Here is a 21,586-nt window from a genome sequence, read left to right as displayed (position 1 = left end):
TCACCCATCAACCCACCACGGAGGATCCGATGACCCAGCCCCCGACCGACCCCACCCAGCCGCAGCCGACCCAGCCCGTCCCCACGGAGCCCACCGCGCCCGGCGTCCCCACCGCACCCACCACCCCCGGCATGCCCGCGGCACCGGTCGGCGCCCCGGCGAGCGAGCCGGGCGGCATCCCGGCACCCGGCTCGACCGAGCCCACGCCCCCCACCCCCGGCCAGGGCCCGGCACCGGTCGACCCGACCCAGCCGATCCCGACGCCCGCCGAGCCGACCCAGCCCATCGCCACGCCGGCCCCCGTCGAGCCCCCGGCCCCGGTCGAGCCGCCCGCCCCCTCGCCGACCCCGGCGGCCACGCCCGCGCCCGCGGCCCCGGTTGCTCCGCCCGTGCCCGCCGCCCCCGCGCAGCCCGTACCGAGCTCGATCGACACCCCCGCGCCGCAGGACGACAAGGCCAAGCTCCTGCCGTTCTACCTCGTCTGCGACGTCTCCCACTCCATGGTCGAGAGCGGCGCCCTCACCGAGGCCAACAACATCCTCCCGAGCCTCGTCCAGGCGCTCGAGAAGGACCCGATCATCTGCGACAAGGTGCGCTTCGGGGTCATGGACTTCAGCGACGACGCCCGCATGGTGCTGCCGCTGTGCGACCTGCTCGAGCAGACGACCCTGCCGCAGCTCGAGGGGCGGGGGCGGACGTCATACAAGGCGGCCTTCGACCTGCTGCGCACCCAGATCGAGCGGGACGTCAACCAGCTCAAGGCGGACGGCTTCGCCGTGCACCGCCCGGCCGTGTTCTTCCTCTCCGACGGCGCGCCGACGGACGCCGAGCCGGACTGGAAGGCCGCCTTCGCCGCGCTGACGCAGTACGACAAGGCGTCCGGCACGGGCAACCGGATGTACCCCAACATCATCCCGTTCGGCCTCCAGGGCGCCGACCCCCGCATCCTGCAGGAGGTCATCCACCCCAAGAACCCGCCGGAGCGCGCGATGCGCCTCTTCATGGCCGACCAGGACCAGACCGCGGCGTCCGCCGTCACCAAGATGGCCAAGCTGCTCGTGACCTCGGTCATCCAGTCCTCGACGGGTCTCGCCCAGGGCAGCAACGGGATCGTGCTGCCCAAGGCCGAGGACGGCGTCAAGTCCTACGCCGCGGACGACGATGTCTTCCTCTGAGCCGACCGGCCACGCAGGCGAGGGCGCTCCGGCGGGATCCGCGAGCGCCCCGCCGGCCAGCCCGTACCAGCCGGCAGCGCCCCCGCAGCCGGAGACGTCCGACCAGGCTCCCGCCGAGCCGGACACATCCCTCGAGGCTCCCGCCATGCCGAAGGCTCCTGCTGAGGCGGGCGCTTCCGCCGAGCCCGAGCCGGCTGCGGCAGTCCCCGCGCCGGCCGCGGAGCCTATCCGGCGGACGGGCGCGTTCGAGGCCTACACGATCGGCGACCCGGGTCGGGCCTTCTCCCATGCGGTCTCGCTGACGGAGCTCAAGCACCGGGACGCGCACGACATCGTCATCGACGCGGCCACCATCCCGGACCCCGAGGGCACACCGCGGCTGATCCTGCGCGGGGCCAGCTCGCGGGGGCTGGCGCACCAGCAGTATGCCGACCCCCGCCAGGACGACCACTGCACGGTGCTCTCGCGCGACGGCGAGTGGCTCGTCTGCCTCGTGGCCGACGGCGTCTCCGCCGGGGAGTGGTCGCACCTCGCCGCCAAGATGGCGACCGAGGAGGGCGCGGCGCAGGTCATCACGATGCTCGAGACGCACGAGCCGGCCGAGATCCCCTACCGCGAGATCTACACCCGGCTCGCGGACCTGCTCGCCGACGTGTGCGCGACGCTGCCGGACTCCGAGCCGACGGTGGACCTCACGCAGCGGGACGTCGCCAAGCGGATGGCGACCACGCTGGTCATCGGCATCGTGGCCACCCGGCCGAGCGACGACGGCACCCACGCCGTCACGGTCGTGCGCCTCGGTGACACGAGCGCCTGGATCGTCGACGACGAGCGCGGCTGGATCGCGCTCGGCGAGGTCAAGAACGCCGGCAACGTCATCGCCGAGTCCGCCACCGCCTGCCTCCCGCTGGTGCCGGAGGCCGACCCGGTGCCGGTGCAGACGACGCTCGGCGAGGGTGCGGCACTCGTGCTGATGACCGACGGGGTCGGCGACCCGCTGGGATCCGGCGGGGGCGAGGTCGGTCGCGAGCTCGCACGGCTGTGGGCGCGGCCGCCGCACCCGCTCGAGTTCGCGGCGCAGGTGGCGTTCGGGCGAAAGACCTTCGACGACGACCGCGGCGCGATCGGCGTCTGGCTGGTGGTGCCCGAGTGAGCCTGTCGGCCGGCGAGCTCATCGAGCGGTCGCAGCTCGGGCAGCTGGAGTACATCGCCGAGGGCGGTCAGGGCCGGGTCTACCGGTGCCTGACGCTCCAGCTGCCCGACGTGCACCACCGCCTCGCCTACAAGGAGTTCAAGGCGGGCCAGCTCGCCAGCGGCGGCCTCGAGGCCATCGTCGGCGTGCGCTCGCGCATGAGCGCCCCCGACCGGGACCTGCTGGACTCGCACGCCGCGTGGCCGATCCGGTTGGTGCGCGACCAGGGTCGCGTCGTCGGCCTGCTGATGCCGCTCATCCCGGACTCGTTCGTCCAGGTGGGGCGGTCCATCACCGGATCCGCCATGCGCAAGGAACGCGAGATCCAGTTCCTCTTCCTCGCGGCCAACCGGTGCGCCAAGCTCGGCTTCCCGCTGGTCAACCTGCACCAGCGGCTGCACCTGTGCGAGGAGCTGGCCCGCGTCTTCGCCCTGCTGCACGCCAACAACGTCGTGTTCGGCGACTTCAACGCCAAGAACGCGTTGTTCTCCGTCGGGCCGGGACGCGCGGACGCCGGGATCATGCTCGTCGACTGCGACGCCGTGCGCGTGCGCGGGACCATGTCGGCCGTCCCACAGCTCAACACCCCCGACTGGGAGCCGCCGGCCGCCGAGCAGACCCAGCTGACGAGCTACACCGACGTCTACAAGTACGCGCTGTTCGTCCTGCGCTGCCTGTCCCCCGGCACCAACGCCTCGACGGCCCGCGACACCCGCCGGGTCGCCGACGTCCTCGACCCGGAGGGGCAGCACCTGCTCGCCGCGTCCCTGTCCGAGACGCCCGGGCACCGCCCGTCGTGCGCGCAGTGGGCGGACTACTTCGCCCGGCTGCGGGCGGCCCGGCTCGCCGGCCTGCCCGTCGCTCCGACCCCCGGCTCGACCACGGTCGGGGCAGGTGCGGCATCCGCTGCGTCCCCCACGGCACCGGCCGCCACTGCCGCCCCTGCGGCGCCCCAGGCGGCTCCAGCTCCTGGCGCCGGAGGCTGGCGCCGCGCCCCCGACGGCTCCTGGATCCGCTGACCCCTCCCCCGGATCCCCACTCCCCAGATCGTGAGTGTTTGGTCCAAGAAAGTTGGACCAAACACTCACGATCCTGGGGCTGAGGGGCACTCAGAGGTCGAGCTGCAGCACCAGACGCAAGGCGTCGTCGACGTCGACGAGCTCATGATGACTCAGCCGCCCCACCCACGGCCCCAGCCGAGCGGGGTCGACGGCGGCGGTCTGCTCCACCAGCACCAGCATGTCTCGTCCCATGAGCTCGATGGCGGGGCGGAACGAGGTGGCGCGGGCCGACGTCGTGGTCGGTGCTATCAGGACGGTGGACAGCAGCAGGTCGTCCGACTGCACGACGACGGCGTAGCGGCGACCCCGCTGCTCGTGCCCAGGCGCCCCTCTAGGCGCAGGCAGCTCGTGGACGTCACCACGCACGCGCGCCCTCCACGTCATCGAGGACGGCGCGGGACTCGGCGCGATCCACCTCGTCGCAGGACAGCGCCAGGGCCTCGAGACGCATCCGCTCTCGTCGCTCGAACGACGACGCTTCCTGCAGCGCTCGCCGGATAGTGTCGGTGCGGGTCTCGCCCGGTCGTGCCAGCTCGACGAGCAGCCGTTGCAGCTGCTCGTCCGCGCGGAAGGTCACAGTCGTCATACGTGAGTATTACCTCCGTAAGACACCAAGACCCGCGCCATTCGGCCCCGCCTCTCGACCCCCGAAGATCGTGAGTGTTTTGTCCAAGATTCTTGGAGAGAACACTCACGATCCTGGCAGGGGATGGGGCAGGCGGGGTGAGTGGGGTGACTGGGCGGCTCGGTCAGAGGTCGAGGAGCAGGGTGGTCGGGCGCTCGATGCAGTCGGCGACGTAGCGGATGAAGCCGCCCGCGGTCCCGCCGTCGCACACCCGGTGGTCGAAGGTGAGGCCGATCGTGCCGACCTTGCGCACGGCGAGCGCCCCGTCCACGACCCACGGCTTGTCGATCATCCGTCCCACGCCGACCATGGCCGCCTCGGGGTGGTTGATGATCGGGGTGGAGCCGTCGACGCCATACCCCCCGTAGTTGTTGAGCGTGAACGTCCCGCCGGTCATCTCGGCCGGGGACAGCGTGCCGTCCATGGCCTTGGTGGTGAGCTCGCGCAACGCCGTGGACAGCTCGGCGAGGGTCATCTCGTCCGCGCCGTGGACGACGGGCACGACGAGCCCACGCGGCGACTGCGCGGCGAAGCCCAGGTTGATCGCCCCGCGCACCACGACCTCGTTGGCCGCCGTGTCGACGGTCGAGTTGAGCTCGGGATAGCGCCGGAGGCCGGCGACCATGACGCGCCCCAGCAGGGCCAGCACGCCGATGCGTGCCTCGGGCCGCGCGTCGGCGAGCTGGCGGCGGACCGCGAGGAAGTCGGTCGCGTCCACGTCGACCCAGGTGGTCGCGTCGGGGATCTCGCGGCGCGAGGTGGCGAGCCGGCTGGCGATCGTGCCTCGTATGCCGGTCAGCGGGATCCGGCGATCCGGGGTCGGGGACCCCGCGGTCGACGTCACGCGCGACTCCGACTGCGGCGCAAGGGATCCCGGCGCGCCACCCTCACCGCGGGCCGTGACGACCGCCATGACGTCGCACCGGCGGATGATGCCACCCGGCGCCGTCGGGGTGACGGTCCGCAGGTCGATGCCGTGCTCGTCGGCGAGCTGACGCACCAGCGGGGAGATCACGCGGACGGCGGCGCCGGGCTTGCTGGACACCTCGGGCGGCACGTGCTCGTCGACGACCGGTCCCGCCGTGTCGCCCATGACGGGCGCGGCCGACGGCAGCGACGACCCGGCGGCGGGGGCCGTCGGGCCACCCGCCCCCACGCGGCGACGCCGCCGACGGGAGCCCTCGCTCGTGCCGTAGCCGATCAGGACGGCGCCCGAGCCGGCGCGCTCCTCCTCGCGATAGGTGTCGACGGCGACGTCGGACGCCTCGCTCGCCCCACCGCCGGTGATCCCGTCCGCAGGCACGTCGACGTCCACCGTGATGAACGGCGCACCCACGTCGACCACGTGCCCGGCCTCGCCGTGCAGGGTGACCACGCTGCCGGCATACGGGCAGGGCAGCTCGACCTGGGCCTTGGCGGTCTCGACGACCGCGATGGGCTGGTCGACGACGACGGTGTCGCCGGGGCCGACGAGCCAGCTGACGACCTCGGCCTCGGTCAGGCCCTCGCCGAGGTCCGGCAGGTGAAAGACCTTGTGGCTCATCGGGTACCCGCCCCCGCCTGCGCCGCTGAGGACGCTGTGGACGCTGCCGGCGCAGTCGCAGCCGGCTCGAGGTGGCGCGTGTCCGGCTCGTCGTCCCACTGCAGCCGCGCCAGGGCGTCGAGCACGCGGTCCACCGAGGGGAGGTGCAGGTGCTCGAGCTTCGGTGCGGGATAGGGGATGTCGAAGCCCGTGACGCGCAGCACCGGCGCGGCCAGGGAGTGGAAGGCCCGCTCCTGGACGCGGGCGGCGATCTCCGCCCCGACGCCCGCGAAGCCCTGGGCCTCCTGCAGCACCAGGCAACGGCCCGTGCGGCGCACCGAGGCCACGACCGTCTCGTCGTCGAAGGGCACGAGCGACCGCACGTCGACGACCTCGACGTCCCAGCCCTCCTCGCGCGCGGCCTCGGCGGACTCCAGCGCCACCGACAGGGTGGGGCCGTAGGCCACGATCGTCGCCGCGCGCGAGACGTCGGAGGCCGACCGTCGCACCGCGGCCCGACCAAGGACCTGGTCGTGGGTCAGCGACCCGCTCCCCCAGCGCGCCGACAGGTCGTCCAGGTCGACGTCGCCCTTGGACCAGTAGAGGCGCTTGGGCTCCATGAACACCACGGGGTCGGGGTCGTCGATCGCCGCCCGCAGCAGCAGGTAGGCGTCCTCGACCGTCGCCGGCGTCACGACCTTGAGCCCCGGCGTGGCGGCGTAGTAGGCCTCCGAGGAGTCGCAGTGGTGCTCGACCCCGCCGATGCCCCCGGCGAACGGGATGCGGATCGTCATCGGGATGGTCACGGAGCCGCGGGTGCGGTTGCGCATCTTGGCGACGTGCGAGGTGATCTGCTCGAACGCCGGGTAGGCGAACGCGTCGAACTGCATCTCGGCGACGGGCCGGAAGCCCGCCATGCACAGCCCCACGCCGAAGCCGATGATCCCCGACTCCGCGAGGGGGGTGTCGAAGCAGCGGTCGTCGCCATAGGTCGCCGCGAGGCCGTCGGTGATCCGGAAGACGCCGCCGGCCACCCCCACGTCCTCGCCGAAGACGAGCACGTCCGGGTCGGTGGCGATGGCGTCCGCGAGCGCCCGGTTGAGCGCGGAGGCAAAGGTGACGGTGCTCATCGGACGTCCTCCGTCGACGGGTCGTGGGCTGCCTGCGAGTCGGACTCGGACGCGGCGTCGGCGTCGGCGTCGGCGTCGGCGTCGGCGTCGAGCTCGGCGTGCAGCATCGCCCGCTGCTCGCGCAGCTGCGGCGTGAGGGTCGCGTAGACGTGCCGGAACAGGTCGTCGGGGTGCGTCTCGGGGTCGAGGTTCATGCGCTCGCGCAGGTCCGCGGCGAGCCGCTCGCCCTCGGCCTTGGCCTCCGCGACGAACGCGTCGTCGACCAGACCCTGGTGGCGCAGGTACTTCTCGAGGCGGGCCACGGCGTCCTCATGGGCGATGGCCGCCAGCTCCTCCTTGGAGCGGTACCGCAGGTGGTCGTCGGCGTTGGTGTGCGCCTCGAGCCGCGTGGTGTGCAGCTCGAGCAGCACCGGACCCTTGCCCGCGCGCGCCCAGGCGACGGCCTTGTTCATGACGGCGAGCACGGCCACGGCGTCGTTGCCGTCCACCTGCTCGCACACCACGCCGTAGCCGATCCCCTTGTAGGCCAACGACGGTGCCGCGGTCTGCTTGCTGAGCGGCACCGAGATCGCCCACCCGTTGTTCTGCACCACGAAGACCGCGGGGACCTTGAAGACGGCGGCGAAGTTGAGCCCCTCGTGGAAGTCGCCCTCGCTCGTGGCCCCGTCCCCGATGAACGCCATCACGACCGTGTCGCGGCCCCGTCGCTGCTCGCCGTGCGCCAGCCCGGCCGCGTGCAGCAGCTGCGTCGACAGCGGCGTGCACTGGGCCGCGACGTGGGTCTGCGCGACGTCATACCCGCAGTGCTGGTCACCGCGGAGCAGGGTGAGCACCTCGACCGGGTCGACCCCGCGGCTGACCAGGGCGACGCTGTCGCGGTAGGTCGGGAAGACCCAGTCCTGCTCGCCCAGCGCGAGGACCGAGCCGACCTGGCAGGCCTCCTGGCCGCGCGAGCTGGGATAGACGGCCAGGCGCCCCTGCTTGGTGAGCGCCGTCGCCTGGATGTCGAAGCGCCGCCCGACCACCATCCGGCGGTAGCACTCGACGAGCTGGTCGGCGTCCGGCTCGACGTAGTCGTCGGTCACCGGCTCCACCCGGTTGCCCTCCCCGTCCAGGAAGCGCACCGGCTCCGGAGCGGGGATCAGCCCGGCCTGGAACGGCTCGTGCCGGTGCGGGTGGTCGGGATGGTCGACGGCCTGCGCGGCTGCGCGGCCCGCGACGTGGTCGGGTGTCGTCATCGACAGCCTCCGGTATGTCGTGGAGCGGGGTGACGCCATGGTGCGCCCCGCCGGCCCGATGGTTCAATGAGGCGGCGGAGAACCGGACGATCGGCTCTCCAACCGACCGGATGGGGGCCACATGTCTGACGAGACGCGGACGAACGCACCGCTCGACGAGGTCGACCGCGCGCTGCTGGGCGCCCTGGTGGACGACGGGCGGCAGTCGCTGCGCACCATCGCCGAGCGGCTGCACGTGTCGCGCGCCACCGCCTATGCCCGGCTGGACCGGCTGGTCGAGCAGGGCGTGGTCGACGGCTTCACCGTGCGCGTCAACCCCGAGGCGGCCGGGCTGGGCACGTCGGCGTACGTCCTGGTGTCGGTCGAGCAGAACTCCTGGCGGGAGGTCCGCGACGCGCTCGTCCAGGTGCCGTGCGTCGAGCACGTGGCGCTCGTGGCTGCGGAGTACGACGTCATCGTGCTCGTGCGGGCGCAGGACAACGCGGCGCTGCGGTCGGTGGTCTTCGACCGCATCCAGACCATCCCCGGGGTGACCAGCACGCGGACCCTGCTGATCTTTGCCGAGTCGCGCGGCGAGGTCCCGTCCTTCCCCTGACCTACCTCAGGTAGTCACGTCCGCCTGGGTTGGCACCGCAGGCCGATGTGTCGAACCCAGGCGGATCCTGCCGGCCGGGGCCATCGACACAGCCATGGCCGGGCGGGGCCGCTCAGGCCCGGTCACAGCGAGAGGTTGTCCTTGACGACCTTGGCGAGGCGCTCCGCGGCCTGCCTGGCGTGCTCCTCGGTCTGCGCCTCCACCATCACGCGCACGAGGGGCTCGGTCCCCGACTTGCGCAGCAGCACCCGGCCCGAGCCCTGCAGCTCGTTCTCGACCTCGGCGACGGCGATCTTGACGGCGTCGTTGCGGTCCACGGCGTCCTTGTCGACGCCCTTGACGTTGACGAGGGTCTGCGGCAGGCGGGTCATGACGGAGGCGAGCTCGGCCAGCGAGCGCCCCGACTCGACGACCCGCGCCGCCAGCATGAGGGCGGTCAGGACCCCGTCACCCGTGGTGCCGTGGTCGAGCATGATCACGTGACCCGACTGCTCGCCGCCGAGCGACAGGCCGTTGGCCCGCATGTCCTCCAGGACGTAGCGGTCGCCGACGCCGGTCTGGCGGATGGCCACGCCCTGGCGCTCCATCGCCTGCAGCAGGCCGAGGTTGCTCATCACCGTCACGACGAGGGTGTCGCCCGCCAGGCGTCCCTGCTCCTTGAGGGCCAGCGCGAGGATCGACATGATCTGGTCGCCGTCGACGACCGTGCCCTGCGCGTCGACCGCGAGGCACCGGTCAGCGTCGCCGTCCCAGGCGAAGCCGAGGTCGGCGCCGCGAGCGACGACCGCCTCGGAAAGGCGGTCGAGGTGGGTGGAGCCGTAGCCGTCGTTGATGTTGAGGCCGTCCGGGGAGGCGCCGATCACGTCGACCGTGGCACCGGCCCGCTCGAACACCTCGGGACCGACCTGGCTGGCCGCGCCGTGCGCCGCGTCGACCACGAGGTGCAGGCCGTCCAGACGGGTCGGGACCGCCTCGAGCAGGTGCTCCATGTAGAAATCGGCGCCCTGCGGGAACGGCCGGATGCGTCCGACCGCGGCACCGGTCGGACGCTCACCCGCGGACTGCTGCTCGGCGTCCAGGCGCTCGAGGATCTCGTCCTCCTGCGCGTCCGAGAGCTTGTGCCCGCCCTTGGCGAGGAACTTGATGCCGTTGTCGGGCATCGCGTTGTGCGAGGCCGACAGCACGGCGCCGATCGAGGCGTTCATGCGGGCCGTGAGATAGGCGATGGCCGGGGTGGGCAGCACGCCCGCGTCGAGGACATCGACGCCCGCCGACGCGAGGCCCGCGCAGACCGCCGCACCCAGGAACTCGCCCGAGGCGCGGGGGTCGCGGCCGACGACCGCCACGGACCGCTGGCCACCGAAGGCCCCCTTGTCGCCGAGCGTCCTCGCGGCCGCCACCGACAGGTGCAGGGCCAGGTCCGCGGTGATGTCCCGGTTGGCGAGGCCGCGGACGCCGTCCGTGCCGAAAAGTCGAGCCACAGGAGGCCTTTCGTCGTCGGGCCGCGCGAGGGCGGACCCGGTCAGCTGAGAGTGGTCTGCCCTCGACCGTACTACGCGAGGGGTCGACGGCGTCCGCATCGCCCCCGGCACGCCGAACGGCGGCCGCCCCGAGAGGGGCGACCGCCGTTCGATGGCGCAGGGCCGGTGCGGCGCGGAATCAGATCAGCGCTTGGAGTACTGCGGAGCCTTGCGGGCCTTCTTGAGACCGGCCTTCTTGCGCTCGGGCACGCGGGCGTCGCGGGTGAGGAAGCCGGCCTTCTTGAGGGTCGGACGGTTCAGCTCCTCGTCGACACCGTTGAGCGAGCGGGCCACGCCGAGGCGGACCGCGCCGGCCTGGCCGGAGGGGCCACCGCCGTGTACGCGCACGAGCACGTCGTAGGCGCCGTCGAGCTCGAGCACCTTGAGGGGCTCGTTGACGATCTGCTGGTGCACCTTGTTGGGGAAATACTCCTCCAGGGTGCGGCCGTTGATCTTCCACTCGCCGGTGCCGGGGACGATGCGCACGCGGGCGATGGCCTGCTTGCGACGACCGGTCGCCGCGCCGGGGGCGGAGGCGGAGGGCTTGCGGGCGGGCTCGACCGCGGTCGAGGACTCGCTGGTGTACTCGGTGAGCTCGGGCTCGTCGGTGTCGAGAACGTTCTCGACGTCGATGCTGGTGTCAGCCACGTTGTTTCCTTAAATCTCTACGGCAGCGTCGCGCGAGGCGGATTACTGCGCGACCTGGGTGATCTCGAAGGGGACAGGCTGCTGGGCCTGGTGCGGGTGCTTGTCGCCGGTGTAGACCTTGAGCTTGGTCAGCTGCTGGCGGGCCAGCGAGTTCTTCGGCAGCATGCCGCGGATGGCCTTCTCGACGGCCCGGGTGGGGTCCTTGTCGAGCAGCTCGGCGTAGCTCTGGCTCTTCAGACCACCCGGGTAGCCGGAGTGGCGGTAGGCCCGCTTCTTCTCGAGCTTGGCGCCGGTGAGGGCGACCTTCTCGGCGTTGATGATGATGACGAAGTCGCCCATGTCCACGTGGGGGGCGAAGGTCGCCTTGTGCTTGCCACGCAGGAGCGTGGCGGCCTGGACGGCCAGACGGCCAAGCACGACGTCGGTCGCGTCGATCACGTGCCAGGTGCGAGTGACCTCGCCCGGCTTCGGGGTGTACGTACGCACGGTGTTTCTGCCTTACGTTCGATGAGTGTCTATCGGCGGTATGCCGTGAGCTCCCGGCGACCTGCGCTGGGGTGCATGCCCGCAGAGGGCACACGGCACAACAGTCCTCAAGTCTACCGGCTGCCCGGTGCGACCCCAAACGGTGGCGCGGGACCCGTCATACGGCCCCTGACCTGGGAGGACAGGGGTCCACGGTGTTTGTGCAAAACTATTGTGCAAACAGAGTGTGCAAAGTTATTGTGCACGTATGACGATCCCGCCGCCCCCTCCCCCGCTGTCATCGGTCCGGCTCACCGCCACGGCCGTCAAGGTCCTCGCGCACCCGCTGCGATCGCGGCTGGTGGGGGCACTGCGACGCGAGGGCCCTGCGACCGCAACGGCGCTCGCCAAGGTGATGGGCACCAACAGCGGCGCGACGTCATACCACCTCCGCAAGCTCGAGGAGGTCGGTCTCGTGACCGAGGTGGGCGACCGGCAGGGCCGACGCCGTCTCTGGGCCGCGTCCGCCGACCTGACCATGGTCAACCCCAGCGAGTTCCTCGACGACGAGGACGCCGACACGGCGCTCGGGTGGCTGGAGCGTGACTGGCTGCAGCACTTCCACGACAAGTTCGGGGCGTGGCTGGACGCCCGGCACCGCTGGCCCGCCTCCTGGCAGGACGCCGCCTCCATGAACGACACCATGCTCGTCGTCACCGACGCCCAGCTGGCCGAGCTGCGGGACAAGGTCTCAGAGCTGGCCGACTCCTACCGCACGGCCGGGCAGGGCAACCCCGAGGCCAAGCGGGTCTCCTTCTACTACGTCGCCTACCCGATCGACCTCGACAAGACCCCTCGTCGCCGCTGACCCCCACCCGCCGACCGGTCACGTCCCGACACCCCACCGGTCACGTCCCGACACCCCGCCACCGCCGACCGGTCACGTCCCGACACCCCACCACCGCCGACCGGTCACGTCCCGACACCCCGCCCGTCGCGAACTGACCAATCGGCGTAGGAGCCGTCATGCCCACCCTCTCCCCCCGCACCGTCTTCCTGACCCTCAGCGCGACCCGGTGGGCGCCGGTGGGGCTCGTCGTGGGCCTGTTCGCGCTCGTAGCCCGGGAGCGCGGCCTGACCGTCGCCGAGACGCTCTCCTACGTCTCCTTCCAGGGCGTCGCCGTCATCCTGCTCGAGCTGCCCTCGTCCGGCTTCGCAGATGCGTTTGGCCGCCGGCCCCTCCTGCTCGTCGCCGGGGTCGTCAACGTCATCGCGGCCGTCGCCTACCTGCTGGCGGACAGCTTCTGGGCCTTCGCGGTGGCCGCCGCCCTGATGGGGGTCTATCGCGCCCTCGACTCCGGCCCCCTCGAGGCGTGGTTCGTCGATGTCGTCCACGAGGCCGATCCCGACGCCGAGGTGGCCGGCGACCTCGCCGCGCAGGGCACCATCCTCGGGATCACCATCGCCGGCGGTTCCGTCCTGTCGGGCGCCCTGGTGGCCTGGCACCCCTGGCGTGACCACAGCGCCCTGCTCCTCCCGCTGGTCCTCTATGCCGTCCTCTGCGTGGCGCACCTCGTGGCGACGGCGGCGCTGCTCCGCGAGCGGCCACGAGGCGTCGCGGGCATGGTCGGTTCGGTCCATCCACCCTCCCCTCACCGTGCGGCGCTGCGTCAGGTCGCCGCCTCGCTGCGCGAGACCCCAGCCGTGATCGCGGACAGCGTCCGGCTCGTCGTCCACAACCGGGTGCTGGCCGGGATCGTCGCCGTCGAGATTGGTTGGTGCGCAGCGCTGGTCGTCTTCGAGACGCTCCTCAGCCTGCGCCTGTCCGAGCAGCTGGGTGGGGCGGCCGCGGCGGGTCGATGGATCGGACCGGTGTCGGCGGCCGGTTGGGCGGTGTTCGCCGTGGGCTCGTCCCTGGCCGGGCGGCTCCACCGACGCATAGGGGTGGCGCGCACGGCCATCCTCGCCCGGGTGCTCAACGGTCTGGGTGCGCTCGTGATGGGGCTGGCCGCTGGACCCGTCGCCCTGGTCGCGGCCTACCTGTTCACCTACGGCCTGCACGGCGCCGCGGGCGTCGCCCACAACGCGCTGCTGCACCGCGAGGCCACCTCCGCCAACCGCGCGACTGTGCTGTCGCTGAACTCCCTGGTCTTCTTCGCGGCGGCCGCTGCCTGGTCACCGGTGCTGGGCCTCGTGGCCGGCCGGACGAGCATCGCGACCGCCATGGTCGTCGGTGGCCTCGTCTCGGTCCTCGGCCTGCTCGGCTACCTCCCTGCGGCGAGGAAGGAGGGACGACGGACCCACCCCGTCAGGGCACGGCCACCCCGCGCGCAGAGGTAAGCAGGGCGTACCACTGCTGCCGGCTCAGCTCCTCGGCCACGCGTCGGGCGCCCGCGCAGGCGGCGATGCGGCCCGGGTCGGTGCTGCCCACCACGGGCGCGATGCGGGCGGGGTGCTTCATGAGCCAGCCGAGCACGATCTCCTCCCGGGTTGCCTGGAGCTCGTCCGCCAGCCTCTGCACGAGCCGGGCGGTGCGCCGGTCGCCGCCGTCGGAGTCCTCGGGCAGACGACCCGAGTAGCGGCCCTGCGCCAGGCTCCCCCACGCCTGGACCTGCACGCCGTGCTCCTGGCAGTGCTCGAGCGTGCCCTCGGGGAAGGGCGCTGAGGTGGACGACCCCGTGTTGACGCAGATCCCCTCCTCCACGAATCCCCGGTGGTGCAGGGACAGCTCGAGCTGGTTGACGGCGATGGGCAGGTCCAGGTGCCGCTGCAGGGAGCGCATCTGGGCCGCCGAGAAGTTGGAGACGCCGACGGCGCCCACCAGGCCGTCGGCGACGAGCCCGTGCAACGCGTCGGCTGCCTCCTGCGGCACCATCAGCGGGTCCGGCCGGTGGAGCAGCAGGGTGTCGACGTGGTCCACGCCCAGTCGCTCGAGGCACGCGAGGGTCCGGGTGCGGATGGCCTGGGCGGACAGGTCGTAGTGCCCGACCACGTCGTCCGACGGCAACGTGATCCCCACCTTGGTCTGCAGGCGGATCCGATCCCGCAGCCCGGGGTGTCGGCGCAGCACCAGCCCGAACGCCCGCTCGGCCTTGCCGCGCCGATAGATGTCGGCGTGGTCGAAGGTCGTCATACCCGCGTCCAGCGCGGCCAGCACGGCCCGCTCCGCCGCGTCGACCGCCTCGGGGGTGACCTCCTCGCCGTCCCAGTCGCCACCCAGACCCATGCATCCGTAGACCAGCTCGTTCATGAGCTCAGTCTCGCCGGTCTGGCAGCCCGGTGCACGGGCTGCCGGACCGCGGGCCCGACCCGGAGCGGTGGACCGACCACGCGCGGTGGACCGACCACGCGCGGTGGACCGACCACGCGCGGTGGACCGATCCGACGCGAGGGACGGGATCGGACCCCCGGCCGGGTCAGCGTGCCGGCTGGACGAACACCGCCACGGTGCGCGCCGGAACGGTCGCGACGCCCGTCGCGGCGTCCCAGCGGGACTGCCGGACGACCGCGTCGGCGCCCTGCTGCTGGACGGGCGACAGCGTCATGGTCGCGCGCTTGAGGCCCGGCAGCGGCTGGCTGACCGCCTCGGGGGTGGCGTTGAACACCACGACCACGCCGTCCAGGGCCGGGTCGACGGCCGTGCCGCGGGTGTCGTCGATCCGCATCACGACGACGCCCGGCCGGGCGTCGGTGGTGCCGCTGACCGGATAGCTCAGCTTGGCCTTGATCTGGTCGGCTGTGCCCAGGCGGAACAGCGGGGTGGAGAAGCGCAGGCGCAGCAGGTCCTGGGCCTGCGTCGTCGCGGTCCGCACGTCCGCTGCGGACGGCTTGAGCGAGGCGTCGGCCAGCAAGGGGCGCATGAACTCCCACTTGGCCTTGTTGGGGCCTGCGGGAGGCAGGCCGTGGCCGAAGCCGTTGTCCGCCCCCGTCCAGGAGAGGGTGTTGAACCAGTCGCCGCTGTTGTAGCTGTCCCGGTCGAAGCTCTTGCTGCGGAGCAGGTCGGCGCCGGCGTGCCAGAAGCTGGGCGACTGACCGAGAGCCGTCGTCGACAGGGACAGGGTGTTCATCCGGACCCGGTCGGCCATGCTCGTCGAGCGGGGCAGCTTCATGGTCAGTGCGTCCCACAGCGTCTCGTTGTCGTGGGCGTCGACATAGCTGATCGACTCGGCCGGCTGGTCCGCATAGCCGGCCTTGGCACCGTTGTAGTCAACCTGCTCACCAGTGACCGTCGTCCCCCGCGTGGAGCGGAAGCTGAACGACCGCAGCTGACCGGCGAGGCCCAGCTGGAGGAGGTCGGTGTCGTTGGCCAGGTCGGCGGCCCCGCCGGCGACGGGGGTCCCGTTGGGGTCGGTCGCGACTCCGGAGCCGAAGCCCTGGGCGCGGGGGTCGTCGTCGAACGGGCCGCCACCGCGCACGGCGTCGCGGAGCCGGTCGTTGAACGCCCCGATCCCCGTCCCACCGAGCTGCCCCTGCGTGGCCTGGCGGAAGAGCGCGTCGTCGGCGACCTCGCCGAAGTTCCAGCCCTCGCCGTAGACGTAGACGCTCCGGCCGTCGACACCGTCCCGGGCCGGCGTCAGGGCGTCGAGCGCGGACCGCACCTTGACCATCGACTCGCGGCTGTGGTGACCCATGAGGTCGAAGCGGAAGCCGTCGACCTTGTAGTGCCGGGCCCACAGGACGACGGCGTCGACCATGGCCTTCTCTGCCATGGCGTGCTCGGTCGCGATGTTCTGGCAGCACGTGGAGGTGTAGACCGCGCCCTTGGCGTCGAGGCGGTGGTAGTAGCCGGGGACGATGCGGTCAAGGACGGACTTGGGGTCCTGCCCCGAGGCCGGGGTGTGGTTGAACACCTGGTCCAGGACCACCCGCAGGCCTGAGCGGTGCAGCCCCCCGACCATCGTGCGGAACTCCGCCACCCGGGCGCCGCCGTCGGCGCTCGCGTCGCTGGACGCGTAGGACCCCTCGGGCGCCATCCAGTGCAGGGGGTCGTAGCCCCAGTTGTAGCCGTCCTTGTCGGCGACCTTGGTGATGCAGGCCTGCTGGCCCTCGCTCGCGGGCCCCATGGACGCCAGGTCGCATCCCGGTGCCTGCTGGTCGGCGCGCCCCTCGGGGATGGACGCGATGTCGAAGGTCGGGAGCAGGTGCACGGTGTTGAGACCCGCCTTGGCCAGCGAGCGGAGGTGCTTGGTGCCGTCGCCCTCGTCGGCGAACGCGAGGTAGGAACCCCGGTGGGCGGCCGGCACGGAGGCGTCACCGATCGAGAAGTCACGCACGTGCAGCTCGTAGATCGTCGAGTCGACGGACTGCTTCAGGGCCGGCGCCCTGGTGTCCCGCCACAACCGGGGAGCAAGGGCGGGGTCGGCGAGGTCCACCGCCACGGACCGCGCCGAGCCGGGGGTGAGTGCCACCGAGTAGGGGTCGGTGACGACATTGGTCTTGATCGTGCGCGTGGTCGGCGCGTAGACGACGACCTCGTAGGCGTAGCGGGCGTCCTTGAGCCCGGGCCGGGTGGCCGTCCAGGCTCCGTCCTGCCCACGATCCATCCGGGTCCGCGTCGCCGCGCTGACGGGGGCCTCCGCCGCCGCGCCACGGGGCCACGACAGGAGGGTGACCTGCTGCGCCGTGGGCGCCCACACCGCGAACGAGGGGGTGGCGCCGCGGAAGCTCACGCCGTAGGAACGGGCCGTGGCGCGCGGCGCGTACAGCGCGTCGATCACCGGTGCGATCTGCACGCCCGTGGCGTCCTGGAGCCGGCCGAGGTGGTCGTACATGCCCACCGCGACCTGCCCGCGCAGGATCTCGGGGGCCTGGCGGGACGCCGCCCGGTCGAGCCGCAGGGCGTGGTAGCCCTCGAGCTCGGGGTGGGCGGCCAGCACGGCCGCCGGCAGCCCGGCCGGGTCCCGCGTGAGCGAGGCCTGGCCGCCGTCGGGCGAGGTGATCGTCTCCGCGTCCATCGCCAGTCGCGCGCTCGGGGACCAGTGCAGGCGCCACCGCAGGAGCGCGGGGTCGGTGCCCTGTGGCACCGCCGCGGCGGGCCACGCCATCAGGTCCGGAGCGACCCAGACGGCCCGCTGGGTGCCGAGGTCGGGGGCCGAGCCGGCCCGGGACGTCTTCACCGTCGTCATGTGGGTGCCGATCGTGTAGGAGATGGTGACCACCGTGCCGTCCGACGGCACGGTGAGCGGCATGTTGGACCCTCCGGCAGCGCCGCCCGCACCATAGCTCTCGGTCCACGACAGCCCGTGCGCCACCTTGAACTCGTAGGTACCTGCCGGTATCTGGTCGCTGGACCAGGTGTAGGTGCCGTCACCGTCGGGGTCCTGGAGCCACGGCCGCATGCAGTCGGGGGCCCAGTCACCGCCGCAGCCCAGCTTGGCCTGGTAGGAGCCCGGGGCCGTGATGATCGGGCCCTGGGCATCACTGGTGGCGTGGTGCGTGGCGTGGTCGTAGTAGAAGGTGACGTTGCCGCCTGGTGCGGTGTAGTCGATGTTGGTCCCGCCCCGGACGCCGCCGGCGCCGTAGTTCTCGTCCCACGCGCGGTTGATCGCCGCCTTGTAGGAGTGCTGGCCCGCCGGGATCGTGGTGAACGTGCGCTTCCAGACCTGGTCCTTGGCGTCCAGCGCGAGCTGCGCCTGGTCGCAGGCCGGCGCCCAGTCCTCGCTGCAGCCCATCTCGGTGTTGTGCGTGCCGGGGACCGAGACCGCCTGGGGCTGGGTCACCGGGCCGACCCCGCCGCCCGGCGTGGGGGCGGTGCCCGGCTCGCCGACGATCCCGTAGGACGAGGACGCCGACACGTTGCCGGTGCCGTCCTTGGCCACCGCGCGGTACTCCAGCAGGGTCCCCTTGGCCAGGCCGCTCACGTCGTGGAAGACCCGGTAGGGGGCGTTGTCGTCGGTGCCGAGGGTCGTCCACGAGGACGTCCCCACCGGGCGGTAGGCGAAGGTGACCTGGGCGAAGGTGTTCTCCGGGATGGCCGCCGAGATCTCCGCGCGACCGCCGACGGTGGCGCCGGCGCCAGGAGAGGTGAGGTAGACCGCGGGCGCGGCCGGCCGGTGGGTCATGGACCCGGTCGAGGACCAGACGCTCACCGACAGCGGGGGCACGGTCGCGGTGACCCGCCCGTCCTTGTCGGACTTGAGGGTCGACCTCGTGCCGTGCACGGGCAGGAAGGGCCGCTGCCTGACGTAGGTCGAGAAGGAGGCGGACGCGGCCTTGGTGCTGTTGTTGACGGCGACGACGTACTCACGACCGGTGGCCCGGTCGATGCGCGAGAAGGCGTAGATGCCGGCCGCGTCCGAGGCGTAGCGGTGGATCTGGGCACCGTCCGCGAGCGCGGGGTTGGCCTGCCGCAGCGCAGACAGCTCGGAGATCGTCCGATAGAGCGGTGCGGACCTGTCGTAGCGATCCCGCGACCCGGGGGCTCCGCCGATGACGGGCTCCTCGGCATACTGCTGGACCTTGGTGGCGAACATGTCCTGGCGCGAGTCCTTGTCGCCCCCGGCCCCCGCGAAGCCCTGCTCGTCGCCGTAGTAGGTGACGGGCTGTCCCCGGGTGAGGTACATGATCTCGTTGGCCAGCCGCGTGCGCTGCAGCAGCTCGCCGCCGGTGTAGCCCGCCTTGGCGAGCATCATGCCGACGCGTCCCATGTCGTGGTTGCCGAGGAAGGTCGGCAGCTGGTAGGCGTTCGAGTCGGCGTCGGTGTAGTAGTCGTCCCCGGCGAACAGGTCGCGCAGGCCGGTCGTGGCCTTGCCCTGGGCGGCAGCCACGGCTGCGCCCTGGAAGCCGAAGTCCAGCGTGGCGGGGAGCTTGCCGGCCGTGGTGTAGGTGGACGTCACCTTGGGGTCGCCGTCGTAGACCTCGCCGAACATGAAGAAGTCCTTGCGGCCGATCGACCGCGCGTGGTCCAGGACCCGTGGTGAGAACCGCTGCCAGAACTCGAGATTGACGTGCTTGACCGTGTCGATGCGGAAGCCGTCGATGCCGAGGTCGACCCACGCGGCGTAGACGTCGCCCATCCCGTCGACCACCTCGGGCCGCTCGGTGAACAGGTCGTCCAGACCCACGAAGTCGCCGTAGGTCGTCGACTCGCCCGCCCAGGTCGAGTCCCCGCGGTTGTGGTACATCGTCGGGTCGTTGAGCCAGGAGGGCACCCGCACCGTCTTGTCCGCCTCGGTGCGGTAGGTCGGGGTGTAGGGGAAGGACGACTGCGCCGACAGGGGCGGGAACTGCTTGTTGACGTAGTCCCGGTCGTCGAACGCCTGGCCCGCGGCCGTCCTGTAGGGGACCGCCGACTTCGGCACGTAGGAGTACTGCTTCTGGGCGTAGTCCAGGACGTCGGCCGTGTGGTTGGTGATGATGTCGAAGTAGACCTTCATCCCCTTGGCGTGCGCTGCGGCGACGAGGGCCTTCATCTCGGCGTTGGTGCCGAGGTGCGGATCGATCTGGGTGAAGTCGGTGACCCAGTAGCCGTGGTAGCCGGCGCTGGCGTCCGCGCCGGTCCCCTGGACCGGGCGGTTCTTGAACGACGGCGTGAGCCAGATCGCGGTCGTCCCGAGGCCCTTGACGTAGTCCAGCCGCTGCTGCAGACCGGCCAGGTCGCCGCCGTGGTAGAAGCCCTTGTCCGACGGGTCGAGCCCGGTCTCGAGCCGCCCCCCGGTGAGCCCTCCCTGGTCGTTGCCGCGATCACCGTTGGCGAACCGGTCGGCCATGACGAAGTAGAAGCGCTCGCGCGTCGTCGGCGGGCGCAGGCTGTCCTGGGCCAGGGCCTTGTCGGCGGTGGTCGCGCCCCCGGCGAGGCCGAGCGGGGCGATCCCGGTGCGGTGCGTGGTGTCGTCGTAGGTCACCTGCAGGCGCGCCGGGCCCTTGAGCACGAGCGGGGCGTTGTCGCCTCCCTTGGTGCCGTCCAGCGCGTAGGACTCCTCCCACGTGCCGTTGATCGCCGTCTTGACCTCGTAGGACCCGGCCGGCACGTCGAAGGTGCGCTGGTAGGTCGAGGTGCCCGGCTCCGCCACGAGACGGGTCTGCTCGCAGGCGGGCTGCCAGTCGTCCGAGCAGCCCAGCTCGGACTGCAGCGATCCGACGAGGGTGACCGTGCGCGTCTGGGCGGCCGCGGCGGCCGCGGCGATGGGGGCCTGCGGCAGGCCGATCGCGGCGAGGGCCAGGGCGGCGAGGGTGGCCAGTGCCGGGCGGGCACTGCGGCGAATCGTGAGAGGCACGATGTCTCCTGGGAATTCATGCACGCAGTGGGGGCCGCGAGCACCTGACGGGCCACGTCGTCGTGGTCCAGTCGCCAGTATGGCGCCCGCCACCGACATACCGCCCCTCGACCCCTGCAAGAACTTGCACATCTTGCAGCAACCGCGTCACCGTGCTGCCTGCCGGCGCTCAGTCACCCGGCAGGGATCTGAGGGTCCTGGCCGCCCGCGCCCGTCCGGCGAGCTCCTCGTCCGGTGGGTAGCGGACCTCGTCAAGGCTTAGCCCGTGCGGCGGCATCACGGCGACGCCCGGGTCCCGGCGCGCGCCCACGAGCACGTCGCGCAGCCAGGCACCGTCCCGTCGGCCCTCCCCCACCGGCACGGCGCCGCCGATCAGGGCTCGCACCATGGAGTGGCAGAAGGCATCGGCCCGCACCGTGGCCACGAGCACGCCTTCCTCGTCCCGCACCCAGGAGTACTCCAGCAGGGTCCGGATCGTCGTCGCGCCCTCCCGCTGCTTGCAGAACGCCGCGAAGTCGTGCAACCCGACCAGTCCTGCGCACGCCTCTTGCATCCGCTCCAGGTCCAGCGGCCGCCGCACCACCGTGGTGTCGCGCCGACGCAGCGGGTCCAGCCGGGCCGGGTCGTCCAGCAGCCGGTAGCGATAGCGTCGCTCGAGCGCCGAGAACCGAGCGTCGAACCCGTCCGGGGCCACCCGGACGAAGCGGACCACCAGGTCGTCGGGCAGCACCCCGTTGAGCCGGCTCACGGCCGCCTGCACGGGCGCACGGTCCGACCGCCCCGGCAGCCGGGCCAGATCGTCCTCCACCACGTCCAGGTGGCAGACGGCGCCCCGCGCGTGGACCCCGGCGTCCGTGCGCCCGGCCACCGTGAGCCGCGGCGCCAGGTCACTGCGCAGGATCGTGCGCCACGCCGTGGCCAGGGTGTCCTCGACGGTCCTCCGGCCCGGTTGCGCCGCCCAGCCGCTGAAGTCGGTCCCGTCATACGCGAAGTCGACCCGCAGGCGGACCGGGGCCGTCGGCACGAGGGGAGCGTCCATGACCGTCGATCCTAGCCAGGCTGGGACTCTGCTCCGGACCATCGCCGCGGGCGTGCGGCAGACCAGCGAGCCGGGCCGTCCCCCGGACGACCGCACCTCGCGACAGCCGTATGCCGAAGGGCCCGTCGCCCCGGGTGGGGGTGACGGGCCCTGCAGGCGTC

Annotated in this window: 17 protein-coding genes; 6 read left to right on the top strand and 11 right to left on the bottom strand. The window is 72.2% G+C overall.

The annotated features are described in order from the left end of the window. Window positions 1-29: 29 nt before the first annotated feature. The 3 genes from K313_RS24260 to K313_RS0112265 all read left to right on the top strand — a co-directional run bounded on the left by K313_RS24260 (window position 30) and on the right by K313_RS0112265 (window position 3,386). A complete protein-coding gene (locus K313_RS24260) occupies window positions 30-1,175 on the top strand; it encodes a vWA domain-containing protein (RefSeq protein WP_029211854.1) in 1,146 nt (381 codons plus the stop codon). 145 nt (window positions 1,176-1,320) lie between these two features. Continuing rightward, complete coding sequence (locus K313_RS0112270) at window positions 1,321-2,328, top strand: protein phosphatase 2C domain-containing protein (protein WP_029211853.1); 1,008 nt, start codon at window positions 1,321-1,323, stop codon at window positions 2,326-2,328. Beyond that, entirely contained in the window at window positions 2,325-3,386 is a 1,062-nt protein-coding gene (locus tag K313_RS0112265) for a hypothetical protein (protein ID WP_029211852.1), read from the top strand. Before K313_RS0112270 ends, K313_RS0112265 begins: the two co-directional genes overlap by 4 nt. 90 nt (window positions 3,387-3,476) lie before the next feature. On the opposite strand, the gene K313_RS0112260 is transcribed toward K313_RS0112265, so the two are convergent. From K313_RS0112260 to pdhA, 5 genes are all read right to left on the bottom strand, one after another. Further along, a complete protein-coding gene (locus K313_RS0112260) occupies window positions 3,477-3,794 on the bottom strand; it encodes a type II toxin-antitoxin system PemK/MazF family toxin (RefSeq protein ID WP_029211851.1) in 318 nt (105 codons plus the stop codon). Further along, window positions 3,784-4,014, bottom strand: a complete 231-nt coding sequence (locus K313_RS0112255) for a hypothetical protein (RefSeq protein WP_029211850.1) — start codon at window positions 4,012-4,014, stop codon at window positions 3,784-3,786. Before K313_RS0112255 ends, K313_RS0112260 begins: the two co-directional genes overlap by 11 nt. A gap of 163 nt (window positions 4,015-4,177) precedes the next feature. Beyond that, the gene (locus tag K313_RS0112250) at window positions 4,178-5,596 is read right to left on the bottom strand and encodes a dihydrolipoamide acetyltransferase family protein (RefSeq protein WP_029211849.1); all 1,419 of its coding nucleotides are present in this window, start codon (window positions 5,594-5,596) and stop codon (window positions 4,178-4,180) included. Beyond that, window positions 5,593-6,705 (bottom strand): alpha-ketoacid dehydrogenase subunit beta, encoded by a 1,113-nt coding sequence (locus K313_RS0112245; protein ID WP_019286312.1) that lies wholly within the window; start codon window positions 6,703-6,705, stop codon window positions 5,593-5,595. The genes K313_RS0112250 and K313_RS0112245 overlap by 4 nt, the downstream gene beginning before the upstream one ends. After that, entirely contained in the window at window positions 6,702-7,943 is a 1,242-nt protein-coding gene (pdhA, locus tag K313_RS0112240) for a pyruvate dehydrogenase (acetyl-transferring) E1 component subunit alpha (RefSeq protein WP_029211848.1), read from the bottom strand. The genes K313_RS0112245 and pdhA overlap by 4 nt, the downstream gene beginning before the upstream one ends. A gap of 121 nt (window positions 7,944-8,064) precedes the next feature. On the opposite strand from pdhA, the gene K313_RS0112235 reads away from it, so the two are divergent. After that, complete coding sequence (locus K313_RS0112235; RefSeq protein WP_019286315.1) at window positions 8,065-8,538, top strand: Lrp/AsnC family transcriptional regulator; 474 nt, start codon at window positions 8,065-8,067, stop codon at window positions 8,536-8,538. A gap of 122 nt (window positions 8,539-8,660) precedes the next feature. On the opposite strand, the gene glmM is transcribed toward K313_RS0112235, so the two are convergent. From glmM to rplM, 3 genes are all read right to left on the bottom strand, one after another. Continuing rightward, a complete protein-coding gene (glmM, locus tag K313_RS0112230; RefSeq protein ID WP_019286316.1) occupies window positions 8,661-10,019 on the bottom strand; it encodes a phosphoglucosamine mutase in 1,359 nt (452 codons plus the stop codon). A 183-nt stretch (window positions 10,020-10,202) separates the two neighbouring features. Beyond that, entirely contained in the window at window positions 10,203-10,706 is a 504-nt protein-coding gene (rpsI, locus tag K313_RS0112225) for a 30S ribosomal protein S9 (RefSeq protein WP_019286317.1), read from the bottom strand. 42 nt (window positions 10,707-10,748) lie between these two features. Then, window positions 10,749-11,192, bottom strand: coding sequence for a 50S ribosomal protein L13 (rplM, locus tag K313_RS0112220; RefSeq protein ID WP_019286318.1), 444 nt, complete (start codon window positions 11,190-11,192; stop codon window positions 10,749-10,751). Between the two features lie 247 nt (window positions 11,193-11,439). Between rplM and K313_RS0112215 the strand changes: the two genes are divergently transcribed. Together K313_RS0112215 and K313_RS0112210 are read left to right on the top strand one after the other, a co-directional pair. Continuing rightward, window positions 11,440-12,039, top strand: coding sequence for a winged helix-turn-helix domain-containing protein (locus K313_RS0112215; RefSeq protein WP_019286319.1), 600 nt, complete (start codon window positions 11,440-11,442; stop codon window positions 12,037-12,039). Between the two features lie 158 nt (window positions 12,040-12,197). Further along, window positions 12,198-13,511 (top strand): MFS transporter, encoded by a 1,314-nt coding sequence (locus K313_RS0112210; RefSeq protein ID WP_029211847.1) that lies wholly within the window; start codon window positions 12,198-12,200, stop codon window positions 13,509-13,511. Here the strand turns inward: K313_RS0112210 and K313_RS0112205 are convergent. From K313_RS0112205 to K313_RS0112195, 3 genes are all read right to left on the bottom strand, one after another. Then, window positions 13,480-14,421 (bottom strand): aldo/keto reductase, encoded by a 942-nt coding sequence (locus tag K313_RS0112205; protein WP_029211846.1) that lies wholly within the window; start codon window positions 14,419-14,421, stop codon window positions 13,480-13,482. The two genes, K313_RS0112210 and K313_RS0112205, sit on opposite strands and share 32 nt — an antisense overlap. Before the next feature lie 166 nt (window positions 14,422-14,587). Further along, window positions 14,588-20,386 (bottom strand): pullulanase-type alpha-1,6-glucosidase, encoded by a 5,799-nt coding sequence (gene pulA / locus K313_RS0112200; protein WP_240483978.1) that lies wholly within the window; start codon window positions 20,384-20,386, stop codon window positions 14,588-14,590. A 169-nt stretch (window positions 20,387-20,555) separates the two neighbouring features. Continuing rightward, entirely contained in the window at window positions 20,556-21,425 is an 870-nt protein-coding gene (locus K313_RS0112195) for a tRNA pseudouridine synthase A (protein WP_029211844.1), read from the bottom strand. Window positions 21,426-21,586 lie beyond the last annotated feature (161 nt).

Origin of the sequence: Arsenicicoccus bolidensis DSM 15745, assembly GCF_000426385.1 — a bacterium.
GTDB lineage: Bacteria > Actinomycetota > Actinomycetes > Actinomycetales > Dermatophilaceae > Arsenicicoccus > Arsenicicoccus bolidensis.
The sequence above is the reverse complement of the archived record's forward strand: the minus strand, read 5'-3'. Positions and strand labels throughout refer to the sequence as shown.

What these genes read in the sequence shown, in the direction of transcription:
- K313_RS24260 (WP_029211854.1), top strand. Translation starts at nt 30, where the DNA reads ATGACCCAGCCCCCGACCGACCCCACCCAGCCGCAGCCGACCCAGCCC.
- K313_RS0112270 (WP_029211853.1), top strand. Translation starts at nt 1,321, where the DNA reads ATGCCGAAGGCTCCTGCTGAGGCGGGCGCTTCCGCCGAGCCCGAGCCG.
- K313_RS0112255 (WP_029211850.1), bottom strand. Translation starts at nt 4,014, where the DNA reads ATGACGACTGTGACCTTCCGCGCGGACGAGCAGCTGCAACGGCTGCTC.
- K313_RS0112250 (WP_029211849.1), bottom strand. Translation starts at nt 5,596, where the DNA reads ATGAGCCACAAGGTCTTTCACCTGCCGGACCTCGGCGAGGGCCTGACC.
- K313_RS0112245 (WP_019286312.1), bottom strand. Translation starts at nt 6,705, where the DNA reads ATGAGCACCGTCACCTTTGCCTCCGCGCTCAACCGGGCGCTCGCGGAC.
- pdhA (WP_029211848.1), bottom strand. Translation starts at nt 7,943, where the DNA reads ATGACGACACCCGACCACGTCGCGGGCCGCGCAGCCGCGCAGGCCGTC.
- K313_RS0112235 (WP_019286315.1), top strand. Translation starts at nt 8,065, where the DNA reads ATGTCTGACGAGACGCGGACGAACGCACCGCTCGACGAGGTCGACCGC.
- K313_RS0112215 (WP_019286319.1), top strand. Translation starts at nt 11,440, where the DNA reads ATGACGATCCCGCCGCCCCCTCCCCCGCTGTCATCGGTCCGGCTCACC.
- K313_RS0112210 (WP_029211847.1), top strand. Translation starts at nt 12,198, where the DNA reads ATGCCCACCCTCTCCCCCCGCACCGTCTTCCTGACCCTCAGCGCGACC.
- K313_RS0112205 (WP_029211846.1), bottom strand. Translation starts at nt 14,421, where the DNA reads ATGAACGAGCTGGTCTACGGATGCATGGGTCTGGGTGGCGACTGGGAC.
- K313_RS0112195 (WP_029211844.1), bottom strand. Translation starts at nt 21,425, where the DNA reads ATGGACGCTCCCCTCGTGCCGACGGCCCCGGTCCGCCTGCGGGTCGAC.